This is a genomic window from Flavobacteriales bacterium (assembly GCA_016779995.1).
Classification (GTDB): Bacteria; Bacteroidota; Bacteroidia; order Flavobacteriales; family UBA7312; genus UBA8444.
The window spans coordinates 1-12209 of record JADHMO010000021.1 but is presented as its reverse complement, the minus strand read 5'-3'; the positions used below and the strand labels follow the sequence as shown (position 1 = coordinate 12209).

The window sequence follows — 12209 nt, the reverse complement described above, 5'->3', positions numbered from 1 at the left end:
TAGCAGGTTCATTGACTTCAAAAACTAAGTTTGGTTTGACGGCAGGAGATTACTCTTGGAAAATACGTGGTGCTTGTGGTACCAACGGAACTTCTTGGGCAACAATCTTCTCTCAGCCTGTTGAATACACATTGGGTGGCACAAGAATGGAGAACAGTTCTGTGGCTAACTTGGATGTATATCCTAACCCGTCAAGAGACATCTTTAACATTACCTTTACTTCTGAAAAAGTACAAACAATGACAGTTAAGGTTATGAATATAATTGGCGAACAAGTATTCAACGAGGAATTAACTGAATTTATAGGAAACTATAGAAAAACAATTGATATGAATAAGCAGCCTAAAGGTGTTTACTTCATTGAAGTAATGACGCCAAACGGTGGTGTCAACAAAAAGATTGTGCTTCAATAATTCTTTTTAAATAGATTGATGAAAGCCCCGAGCAGCAATGTTCGGGGCTTTTTTATGCATACTGTTAGTTTGAGATTTAGTATGTATGTTTGTGTCTTTATAATTTACTAAGATGTTATTCAACTCTTTAGATTTTGCGTTTTTTTTACCCCTTGTTTTTAGCCTGTATTGGTTGTTCCACAAGTCGATAAAAATTCAAAATATCATACTTCTTCTTGCTAGTTATTATTTTTATAGCTGTTGGGATTGGCGCTTTCTTTCCCTCATTGTCATAAGTACAATAGTAGATTATAGTGTAGGCTTGTCTTTATCTAAAGAAGAAAGGCAAAAGAAACGAAAGGCATTGTTATGGCTTAGTATTATTGTCAATCTCGGTTTTCTAGGCTTTTTTAAGTATTACAATTTCTTTATTGAACAATTCATTCAGTCGTTTGCGCTTTTTGGTGTAGCAATAAAAGGCAATAGTCTAAATATCATTTTACCGGTAGGTATTAGCTTTTATACCTTTCAAACGATGAGTTATACCATAGATGTCTATCGCAAAAAAATTAACGCTACCAATGATTTTATAGCCTTTAGCTCCTTTGTGAGTTTCTTTCCTCAGCTAGTGGCAGGACCAATTGAACGTGCTTCTAATCTATTGCCCCAATTTTCTTTAAAAAGAATGTTTAGTCGTGCTGAAGGAGTGGCTGGTATGCAACAAATATTATGGGGTTTATTCAAAAAAGTGGTCATTGCTGACAATTGTGCAGAAATAGCTAATCTCATTTTTAATAATTCTGCGGAATATTCAGGAAGTGTTTTGGTACTTGGTGCTTTGTTTTTCACTTTTCAGATATATGGAGATTTTTCAGGCTATTCGGATATCGCTATCGGTACAGCACGATTGTTTGGTTTTAGACTCATGAAGAATTTCAGCTTTCCCTATTTTTCAAGAGACATTGCTGAATTCTGGAGAAGGTGGCACATCTCTTTAAGTAGTTGGTTTAGGGATTATGTCTATATCCCTTTGGGAGGTAGTCGTGTCAGTAAGCGTAAAAATATCCGTAATGTATTTATTGTGTTTATAGTAAGTGGTTTTTGGCACGGTGCCAATTGGACTTTTATATTTTGGGGCGCACTAAATGCTGTCTTCTTTCTCCCGCTATTGCTAACTGATAATAATAGAACCCATTTAGAAATTGTAGCTAAAGGGCGACTTTTTCCAAACATAAAAGAACTGCTTTCAATAGGTCTTACTTTTATCCTAACGATGATAGCGTGGGTATTTTTTAGAGCAGAAACACTAGCTCATGCTTGGTCTTATCTAAATGGCATGTTTAGTAGTAACCTTTTAACAATGCCCAATTTTGAAGGTTATACACAGTCAGCAATATGCATTATCTTACTAGTCGTTTTTATGGCTTTGGAATGGTTTGGTAGAGAAGGAGATTTTGCCATAGACCATATAACGAAACGTCAAAACAGATTGCAGCGATGGTTACTTTATGCTTTTTTAATATTCCTTATCGGCATGTATATTCCAACTAATGAAAACGCCTTTATCTATTTTCAATTCTAATGAAATCGTTTGTTAAACATAGTATTGCTTTTTTAGGATTTTCTAGCTTAATATACCTCATTCTTATCTTTATTTGGGGGAGTGTTATGCCTATTTGGCTGAATAGTAATTTAATATACAAGCAAAGAGGTGGTCATTTACATGCTCGCCTAACAGAACTCAATAAATATCAAAATGTAGATGTTCTTTTTCTAGGCTCATCACATGCATACCGTGGTTTTGACACACGCATATTCAAAGAAAGTGGTATTCATAGTTTTAACTTAGGCTCAAGTAGTCAGGCACCAGTGCAAAGTTTATTGTTGTTAAAAAAACACATCGAAAAGTTACAACCTAAGAAAATAATTTTTGAGGTCTGTCCACAATCCCTAAGCTCAGATGGAATAGAATCCGCATTGGATATTATTTCTAACGATAAAATTGACTTTCAAACCATCAAGATGGCCATTGACTTGAATCACATCAAAGTATATAACACTTTAATTTATTCTGGCATAAGACAATTATTAAACTTAGACCAAGATTTTGTTGAAGCGCAACATATCGGCAAAGACACCTATATCTCTGGCGGATATGTACAAAGAGATGATGTTCAATTTGAGCATAAAAGCCCCTTAGAAAAAAATATAACCCCCGAACAATTGAAGGCCTTTAAAGAAGTCGTTAGCTGGGTCAAATCAAAAGACATTGAATTGATTTTGGTTCAAGCTCCTGTAACGACTGCGGAATACCATAGCTATGCCGATAATGCTGGCTTTGATAAATTAATGCAAGACTATTCAAGCTATTACAATTTCAATACCTTAATTATGTTAGACGATAGTTTACACTTTTACGACCCACATCATTTGAATCAGCTGGGTGTAGAAACTTTTAACGCTGAACTTATTGACTTATTAATTGACTAGAAAAGGAATATTAGCAGTCGCCCCTTTTTCTCCATCTTTAATGACAACAAACAAACGGTACTTACCGCTTTTTGAAGGGGCTTTGACCTTAAATTCAGAGTTTGAAAATACTTTTTGAAATACAGCCGTCGGTGCTTTTTCAAAATCACCACCTGCTTTAGTGTCAGTACTTTCAGGCACTATTTCTATGTGGTAAGAAAGCTTATCATCATTGGGGTCATAAGCGTCAATATTAACTTCCATAATACTGCGCTTATCTACTTTAACACTTTGGTAAGCGTCAAGGGAATTTATTGTAAAAGCATTGATGTCTGGCGCAAGGTTAGTAGGCTTTTGACCTGACCACTTCTCAATCAAAACGTCCATGACACTAGTTTGTGTGCCGTCTTTAAGAAAAAGCCCATACCAAGAAGATGTAGTTTCTTGCTTAAAGCCCCAAAGAAAAACATAAGAACCTAAACAATTCTTAGAGTCTGCAAATATCATTTCATAACGTTCTCGATATGATTTAGCCTTTTCTGTACTTGTTTGCTCTATAGGAATGCCCCAATCTGTTGTTGGTGACTCCCAATGACCGTTAGGTCCCCACTCAGTGATGATATAAGGCTTGTCCCAACCATAGTAAGGTAAAGATTCTATAGCAAAGTCCAATCCACCATAGGTATTAACTCCTAACAAATCTAAATCAGGAGCATATTTTTGTATGAGCTTAACCTCAGCTACATCCAAACCAGCCGTTACAGTTGTTACAGGGTGGTGAGGGTCTTTGGACTTTATCATTAGGGCAATGTCGTTAATGTGCTTCCATACGTCGAAGTTGGAATAGAATAAGTCCACCTCATTACCTACAGCCCACATCAATAAAGCTGGGTGATCTTTTACTTCATCTACTACTTTAGCAAAGCTTTCAAGCTGAAGTTTAACAGCCACCTCATTACTCCAATCAAAACCGTGTCTTTCGTGTTGAGCCCAAAAACCTAAACATACAGTCATGCCTAGCTCTTGTGCTTTGTCTAAATACATCTTGGCATCTTCAGTAGACCACGTTCTAAACGAATTAGCTCCATATTCTTTGGCTTTCTCTAAATATTCTAAGCCGCCAACTCCTTTGATGTAATAGGGTTCGCCATCTCTAAGTAATTCGTATCCCTTGTCAGATTTTACAATCTCTACAGGCACAACTTGAGCCAATGCAATGGAATGAATAAATATGAAAATAAATATATACCTCATTAGTTGCTTATTTTTTGATATACCCTAACATAATCAACTAACATGTGCTGCGATTGATTGGCTAGGTTTGGTGGTCCGCCTAATGTACCTCCAACGGCTGTATTTAAAATTAAATGAAACTCTTTGTCAAAAGGCCAATTGTCATCAAGAACACTACTACTTGTTCTAACCACATTTTGAATTAAGACATCATCTACATACCACTTTATGGTAGATAAATCCCATTCTATTGAATAGACATGAAAAGAGTTAAAATAGTTTTCATTTTGATAGGGAAAATCCGTGCCAATGAGTGGTCCCGTATGATGTATTGTGCCAGCATAAAAGTATTCTCCTTCTCTATTGGCAAATTCTAAGATATCAATCTCTCCAGAATAAGGCCATATTTCTTGAGGAAAACTCGGTAACATCCAAAAGGCATGCCACAAGCCAATTGCTTTATCAAACTTTATAGAGGCCTCAACTTTTCCGTATGTGAAATCGAATTTATTCTTGGTATTGAGTCGAGCAGAGGTGTAATTTTTGGTTTGATTAGAGCCACAAGCATCGCTATATAAAACGTTTTCTTCTTTAGCCTCTATTTGCAAAAAGTCATTGTCAACAATTGAGGCGTTTTCCTTTTTATAGTATTGGTCTTCAAAATTTCCCCAACCATTAAGGTTTGGACCATACTGACAGCCTGTCCCTATTTCAAAATTCCACTTGGACTCATCTATGCTTTCAGAACGAAAGTTATCTTCAAAAACTAAAGTATATTCAGGATTATTATAAACCGTTTGTTCACACGACCACAACAATATTGCTAGAGATATATAACTTAAATACTTCATTGTTTAACTAACTTCATTTCGTAAATAACCATTGAACCACCGTTTTCATTACCGACAAATGTAAATTGCTTCATTCGGTCTAAAGTAAATTGCTTTTCTATTAATTTAAAGTCGGCAAGAGGAATGTTTAAAGTCGATACAGAATCATTCTGATTTTCTATGGCATAGCTTTTAGCTACTACCTCTGAGCTTTTACCGGTGAAATCTTCCAATACAATTTTAAAAGGCGAAAAATCAGAAGATACCTCGATTTGTAAAGCTGTTTTATCTGCAATTCCTCGCAAATTAAAGGCATACCAATTGTTCCAGTTGAAACCCCATCGGTTGTAGAAATCACAAGAATTCCACTGCCAATGAATTTGTTTATCTATTTCCATTAAAGAATGACAATCATTAACACCAATATTCCATGCTAACTCTTGAAAGTTAGAGGGGTAAATAAGTTGATTGGGGTTCCCTTTTGGTCTCATCTGTTCTACATCGGCCAACATTTGATTGTAGTCTTCTTTTGTAAATGGCACAATCTTAATATCATCAAGAAAAACTTTACCAGCACCTTCTAACTGAATAATCATTTGCTTAATATTGGTAGGGTCAACACCTTGATAAGAAAAGTTATATCTAGATAAAGGAATGTAGAGTGTCGTCCATTTGTCAGCCGTAATACTCAACTGATTGGCAAAGGCATTGAAATCAGAAAATACATAAGAATTGCCACCGCCATAGTCTTCTAGTCCAATTACAAAGGGTATTGACCTTTGCTCAGTCTCAATGGCTTTGACACGAAAAGAAATCGCTGAATTATGAATTAATTCACTGATGTCGTCAGACACAAAATTTGACCAACTGTTACCAAAACCTACCCAATCGCAATCGACCTTATTCCAATCTAAACGCAAAATATTATTCCCGTCTTCTTTTACCACGTCGAGCTCAGCACAATCCTTAAGCTCTTGCCATAATAAGCCTAAAGACTCATCAAAAAATACTTTTTCTTGTTGAGAATGCACTTGCTCGGGTTCTATGTCATATACTGCAATGGGTTTAAACTCCACGCATGCAGTAAAAAGCAATAAAACTAATATGAGATTAAGGTTTATAACTTTCATTTTCTGTAAATGCTATAAAATCAATATCTGTTTTTACGTTAAGGTCTGTATTTTCTGGACAGGTCGGTCCGTCTGGAGCTGACTCTGCTGGACAGGACAAACACATAATTTCAATCTGATTAATTTTGCCTGGCTCTCTCAAATTATTTACCGAAGCCGACTCCAAAATAAAGTCCGAATATGGTAAAGTAAATAGCTGCCATGTGTCCCAATTTACAGGATTTATCTCCATACTATACTTTTCTCCATTGGCAATGGTTGAACCATCATCCTCTCGAATGATAATTTTAATGAACTGATTAGTGGGGACTTCGCCCACAATTCCACCAATAGTAGCCATATTAAAGAAAAGCAATAAGGGTGAAGTAGCAGAAAAAATTTCCATATCCTGCACAGGAATTTTAATAGATGTTAAGAGATAGTCATAAGGGACATACCCTCCTAAATGCAAGTAATGAGAGCCTACTGCTGCTGAATCTTCTGTAACCGTTAGCTCTGCTCCAGGCTGAACAAAGGGTAATGAATTAAGAGGTAAACCATCTTCAAAATCGGCAACCACTTTTAGTCCCTCTTGCGGATTCTTAATTTCACTAACATTTACAGTCGTTGTTAACTCTATGGTAGTATCAGAATCTGTTAGGGTAAGCGTAGCTTGACATACGTCATCTTTCATAAATGAGGGGAAGTCATCAGCTGAGCCATCCCAAGATGTGTTATCAATATCCAGTTTATTTGAATATCCTGTAAATGTTTTTGTAGCACCAGTTTGTGTTGCTCTAACAGATAGGTTCCAATTTAGATTTTTTGACCATTGCGCTTCAAAAAATCGAGGCGAAACTATTGAAAAGTTAAAGTTTGCCGTATTTGACTTAAAAGGCTCTAAAACGATTAATTCACCAAACTGATCGTTAAGACTGCCTCCTAAAAACTCTGGGTTTTCTCTTTGGCATGAGAGAAAAGAAATCGCAATGATTAGTATTAAAAAATAATTTTTCATCTCTTAAAAATTTAATCTATACAATAGTTGAAGTTGGTTAAAGGTGTACTCTTGCTCCGCTTTTTGCGAGAAAGAGCTTAGCGAAGCTGTTAGTTTAGAGCGTTCACTAAAATTAACCATTAATCCTATTGAGTTTAACATTTGTTTCTGGTCGTTATAGCTAATTGGGTCAAAATATAAGGGGTTATTATATGAATCGTAAACTGCTAATAATTCGTTCCCGTCAGCCATATGATACTTTGTTCCGAAAAGAATAGAAAGTTGGTCTGTTAAATCAAAATCAACACCAAAATCAAAGAGCATAGAACTTAGCTCAATCTTTTCGTAGGCTTGGCCGTCTCTGGATGTAGACTCATAAGCTAAGCCTACATTTGCCGACCATTTTTTGTAGTCATAATTGGCTTTAGCAACAAACTTCATAAATGATTTTAGCTGTGTCGTTCCTGTACCTATTATTTCAGACATCATGTGAATCTCTGAAGATAGATTAAGCTGTTCTTTTATGGCCAACTCATCTAAACTTACTGAAAAACCTTTTCTGTTTGGTGTTGCCAATCCGTAAGGCAAAGCGTTACTGAAAGCAGGGTTGTACAAATCCAATTGACTGTCGAAAGTTTTGTAATAGAAAACATCGTTGTATAAATAATCTACCAAGCCCATATTTCTAACGGCAAGATTATTGCCAATAGTTGGGAATACATTGCTGCTTGACGAATACCCTAAACGAACATTTTGAGCCGCTGGTGAACGGAATTGAGGACCTGTATTTATACCGTTTACACTAACCCTAATTTTATTAGTAGGTGAATAGATTAGCCCTAAATTCCAAAAGTAGTCTTGGATAGTTACTGTTTCTTCTTCAATTAGGTTTTCATAATTAGCCTTTGAGGTTCCTCCTTCATAGTTCAAACTAAATTTTGGAAGGTCAGCTAAACTGATGTTCGCCGAAACAGTATTGACCGAATTATAATACAAGTTCATATCGTTAACTGTATTTTTCAAATCAAACAAATTAGCAGAATGGAAGATTATTAAACCGTATGAGGTATTTAAGCCTATTTGTCCCCCCGAAAACAAACGCTCCGGTGATGCTGAAGAAGGATCGGCGGTTTTGTTTCTTGTAGAAAATAGATTGACATCGATAGACTTAAAGGTTTCATTATTTAGATAAAAACCATAAGACGACTGGACACCTTGTTGTCTCCAAGCATTTCCATTAAAATAGTTTTCATAATCTATCACTTCTCTAGCCATTTGAAAAACTGTCGCTTCATTAACTACGTCTTGATAGTTGTTGTTGTACAAGGTGTAAGGTGTCATTTCTAAATCAATATCACCTATCTTGTAGCGAATAGCGTCATTTACAACCCCTTTCAGAGTAAGTTTTCTTATCCCATAAGTTACAGCTCCTCCCCAAAATCCACCAAGCTCATTTCTTAGCCTAAATTCTGTAGCGATTTCAGTATTAGTACTAGGTCGTACTAAAATTCCTAAATCAATTAAAGAGTGACCATAGTTAGCCTTTGATACATTCATAGTATCCCCATCTACATCAAAGTCTTGATGTAAAATGTTGGTTTTGGCAGCCCCATAAAATTCAATTTTTTTAACTCTCTCTTGTGCCATGGTTGTAATGGCGATGAAAACGAAAAAACATATTGCGATTAATCTCATATTCTATGTTTTAAAAAGTAACTTTTAATTCTAGCGTTGTCTCATGACCGTTGTTATTATCTAAATCAAAGTTTCTGTCTTCAAAAGAAAAATAACGATGACGCAAGTACAATGCTGTATTTCTTGATAAATTATAATCTACACCTAAGCCTACACCTACAGTTGTTTGAAATCGAGGCATAAAAGTGTTGTAATTAATATCTGTCTCATAATTTCCAATAACTCTTTCTATACCTAAATAGCTAGTAAGAATTGTTCTTGAACTCAATGACAGATAATTCTCAAACTCGTGAACATATTGACGGATATAAGCATCTTCAGTAAGTACTACAAAGGGAGAAAACATGCTTTGAGCCGAACTGAATGAGCCTAAATAAAAACAGTAAGAATTAAGTTTTTTAAACTTATATTCATACTTGGCTTGTAATTCAAAACTGTTAAAGTATTTGTCGTCCTTAATCTCTCCTTCTTTAATATTGTCAAGATTTACCGTTTCATAAACCCCTCTATATACTTTATTTAGTCTACCGTAAGGCCCAACACCAGAAGGATATTCCCAGCGATAAAACTCTGAAAGTGTTAAGGAATTAACCTTACGCCCATAGGTAAGTTTAGAAGTGATGCGTTCTAACTCTTTAGAAACGGTTTGTCCAAAACTTACTTTTAGTTTTTTGACATTAAATTCAGTATTTATTGAAAGACCTGTTCTATTATTTGCTAAGCTACCAACACCTAATAATGCACTTCCTGTTTGCACTAATACACGCCCTTGCTCTGGGTCGTCAGGTTGAGAATCTTCTACTGAAGTGTTCACAATTTCCGAATTGTTGTTGTAAACATTTTTGCCAATATAAAAATATTCAATATCGAAAGGTAAAATGGTAAGTTGTTTACTGGTCTTAATCTTGGCTGCCAAAGCAAAGTCATAATCTAAATCATTAAACTTAGAAAGCCCTAATTCTCCTACAAAAGTGTATTCTTTGCCCTTTAATAAATAGTCTAATGAGTGAAACTCATAGCGATTCATACTTGTACCTGTAGAGTCCAAATAAGCATATCCGTTAATCGTATTAAGGCTCATATCACCCGCGTCCAAGGTCTTAGTTAAACGACCTCCCAGCACATAAGAAGGCAATAATGATGAATAAAATTGGGTGTTTAAAAACTGAATAGACTGCTGATAAGTATTGTTATCAACTTCGTTTAATTGTGCCCCGCTAGATTCTGCCTTACCATATAAAAAAGTAAAATTAAGTCCATATGGCAATTCGCCACCATCAATTGCAAATCCTTGAAAGGCTTTGTTTCCCCAACGTACATCTTGCTGAACACTACCTCTTTTATAATAATCAGAGTAACGCTGACTAAAAATAAGGTATTGAGGGTCCCAAGGGTTGCGGTCAAAAAGCGTATATCTATTAAACCCTTCAGGGGTTTTCATCGTGAATCGACTTAACCTAAGCCAATGAATACCCCCAGTTTTAATGTTATAATTTCCAATTGGTGTTTTGAAAGAACCATATAAATTGATTCCTAAATTGAGTCCTCGGAAATAATCAAAGTTGCCGGTCTTTTGGTTCCAAAAAGTTAAATCTGTTCCGAAGGATACATTTTTACTTGGGTTGGCACTAATATTAAGTGTTAGCTCAGGAAGTTGTGTAGCATCACCAACAAGAATAGATTTTTTAATCAATTGAGCCGTATCAAGTCCGTTAACTCCCGTAATATAAGGATTGACAAAATGCCTATGCTGCACAAAAAATCTATATGAGCCCGAAATGTTTAGTTTTTGATAAACCTCTGGTTTCGTTTCAATAAAATTTTGTGAAAAAGCAGTTAATGAAAAGATTATTAAAGAAAAGAAAAAAATTGCTTTTTTAAACACGGAACTTGCTAATTGTAAAATTTACACAAAGATAGCTAAATAATCCTAAAATAAAGTCAAAATTAAACATAATGAAAAGCCCCGAACATTGCTGCTCGGGGCTTTCATCAATCTATTTAAAAAGGATTATTGAAGAACAATCTTTTTGTTGATACTACCTGTAGAAGTAGTTATTTCTAAGAAATAAACTCCTTTAGGTTGAGTATTCATGTCAATCACTTGCGTGTACTGACCAACAAACTCTGTTAACTCCTCAGTAAAGATTTCCTTGCCAATCATGTTAACAACCTTAACTGTCATCGTTTGTGCTTCTTCTGAAGTAAACGTAACGTTAAAGATGTCTCTTGATGGGTTAGGATATACATCCAAGTTAGCCACAGTACTGTTCTCTAATCTCGCTCCACCTAATGTATAAGTCACAGGCTGAGAGAATGTTGTCGCCCATGAAGTACCATTAGTACCACAAGCTCCTCTAATTCTCCAAGAAATCTCATCCCCTGGATTCTGACCAAACTTAGTTCGTGAGTTAGAGTTACCATCTTGGTAGTTCCACTCATAGACATCTCCTGTCGTTAAGTTAGTCATCTCTAAGAAGTAGTGATCTGGAGCACCAGACGCTGGCGTATCCCAACTCATAATAACTGCTGTATTAGCAGCATTACTAGACGTCGTTAGGTTAGTTGGCATCTTATCACAAGGCGCCTCCGTAGTGAAGGATGAGAAATCGCCCCAACCTGAGTGATACTGAGGATCTGAGTCGCCATTAGAGTCAACATTACCTGTACACCAAGATTTAGTGTGCCATTCGTAATCTGTACTAGCAGCAAAGTTACCTTTTAGTACACCAGAGATAGATCCGTCAGAACCACCGTTTACATATCTGAAAGCGTTTGTTCCAACTGCACGCATCTTACCTTTAGACTGCCATACACCCCACTCTGAAGAAGGAGCGTCAGCGTAGAATGTTACCCAATTGGCTTCTACATTATCTACAGATAAGTTCTCTAAGTTAGCACAAGCTTCTAATGTCGTGTACTCTGAGTTAGCAGACCAAGAAGACTGACAGTTCGTAGAACCATCTTCGTTCAATACTCTAGCTCTCATTGACCACTCATAAGTAGTACCTGGCTCCATGAAGTAACGTGTTCTGCTAGTACCAGTAAACTCATTAGAGTTAACAGGACCTGCTGTCATTACTGTCCAAGATGAAGTACCTACCACACGGTAACGAATCATGTAGTGTGATGGTGCAGCAGATGGTGCTGACCAGTTAAACACAACTCTATTGTGAATAATGTTATCCGCAAATAAACCTGATGGTACAATGTCACAAGGGTTGTCAGCTACTACTGGCTCAGAAATACTGAACGCAATAGAAGATTCACAACCAGATGTTACATCTGTTACAACTACAGTATAGTCTCCAGCTGCTAAAGCAAATGGATTCTGTGGTACACCATTGCCATCAACAACAGAAATATCGTAGTTGTTAGAACCACCTTGACCTGTTGCTTGAACACTACCATCTGAAGCACCAGCCTCAGAAACATCAGAAGTGCCTAATAATACCGCCTCAAATGAGCTACAGTAAGTACAACT

10 protein-coding genes are annotated in these 12209 nt (G+C 36.2%); 3 read left to right on the top strand and 7 right to left on the bottom strand.

Annotated elements, in window-relative coordinates:
• The 3 genes from ISP71_08530 to ISP71_08520 all read left to right on the top strand — a co-directional run.
• Nucleotides 1-413: T9SS type A sorting domain-containing protein (locus ISP71_08530; GenBank protein MBL6664130.1), on the top strand; the 413-nt coding region annotated here is incomplete at its 5' end.
• Between the two features lie 112 nt (nucleotides 414-525).
• Complete coding sequence (locus ISP71_08525) at nucleotides 526-1974, top strand: MBOAT family protein (protein ID MBL6664129.1); 1449 nt, start codon at nucleotides 526-528, stop codon at nucleotides 1972-1974.
• Nucleotides 1974-2882 carry a hypothetical protein gene (locus ISP71_08520; GenBank protein MBL6664128.1) on the top strand — a complete coding sequence of 303 codons (909 nt, stop codon included), beginning with the start codon at nucleotides 1974-1976 and terminating at the stop codon, nucleotides 2880-2882. The genes ISP71_08525 and ISP71_08520 overlap by 1 nt, the downstream gene beginning before the upstream one ends.
• On the opposite strand, the gene ISP71_08515 is transcribed toward ISP71_08520, so the two are convergent.
• From ISP71_08515 to ISP71_08485, 7 genes are all read right to left on the bottom strand, one after another.
• Nucleotides 2871-4115, bottom strand: a complete 1245-nt coding sequence (locus ISP71_08515; GenBank protein MBL6664127.1) for a hypothetical protein — start codon at nucleotides 4113-4115, stop codon at nucleotides 2871-2873. The two genes, ISP71_08520 and ISP71_08515, sit on opposite strands and share 12 nt — an antisense overlap.
• Nucleotides 4115-4945, bottom strand: a complete 831-nt coding sequence (locus tag ISP71_08510; protein MBL6664126.1) for a glycoside hydrolase family 16 protein — start codon at nucleotides 4943-4945, stop codon at nucleotides 4115-4117. The genes ISP71_08515 and ISP71_08510 overlap by 1 nt, the downstream gene beginning before the upstream one ends.
• The gene (locus ISP71_08505) at nucleotides 4942-6054 is read right to left on the bottom strand and encodes a hypothetical protein (protein ID MBL6664125.1); all 1113 of its coding nucleotides are present in this window, start codon (nucleotides 6052-6054) and stop codon (nucleotides 4942-4944) included. The genes ISP71_08510 and ISP71_08505 overlap by 4 nt, the downstream gene beginning before the upstream one ends.
• Nucleotides 6035-7051, bottom strand: a complete 1017-nt coding sequence (locus ISP71_08500) for a hypothetical protein (GenBank protein ID MBL6664124.1) — start codon at nucleotides 7049-7051, stop codon at nucleotides 6035-6037. The genes ISP71_08505 and ISP71_08500 overlap by 20 nt, the downstream gene beginning before the upstream one ends.
• Before the next feature lie 3 nt (nucleotides 7052-7054).
• Nucleotides 7055-8725 carry a hypothetical protein gene (locus ISP71_08495; GenBank protein ID MBL6664123.1) on the bottom strand — a complete coding sequence of 557 codons (1671 nt, stop codon included), beginning with the start codon at nucleotides 8723-8725 and terminating at the stop codon, nucleotides 7055-7057.
• Nucleotides 8726-8735: 10 nt separating this feature from the next.
• Entirely contained in the window at nucleotides 8736-10481 is a 1746-nt protein-coding gene (locus ISP71_08490; GenBank protein ID MBL6664122.1) for a hypothetical protein, read from the bottom strand.
• Nucleotides 10482-10736: 255 nt separating this feature from the next.
• The coding region (locus ISP71_08485) for a T9SS type A sorting domain-containing protein (protein ID MBL6664121.1) at nucleotides 10737-12209 on the bottom strand (1473 nt) is incomplete at its 5' end.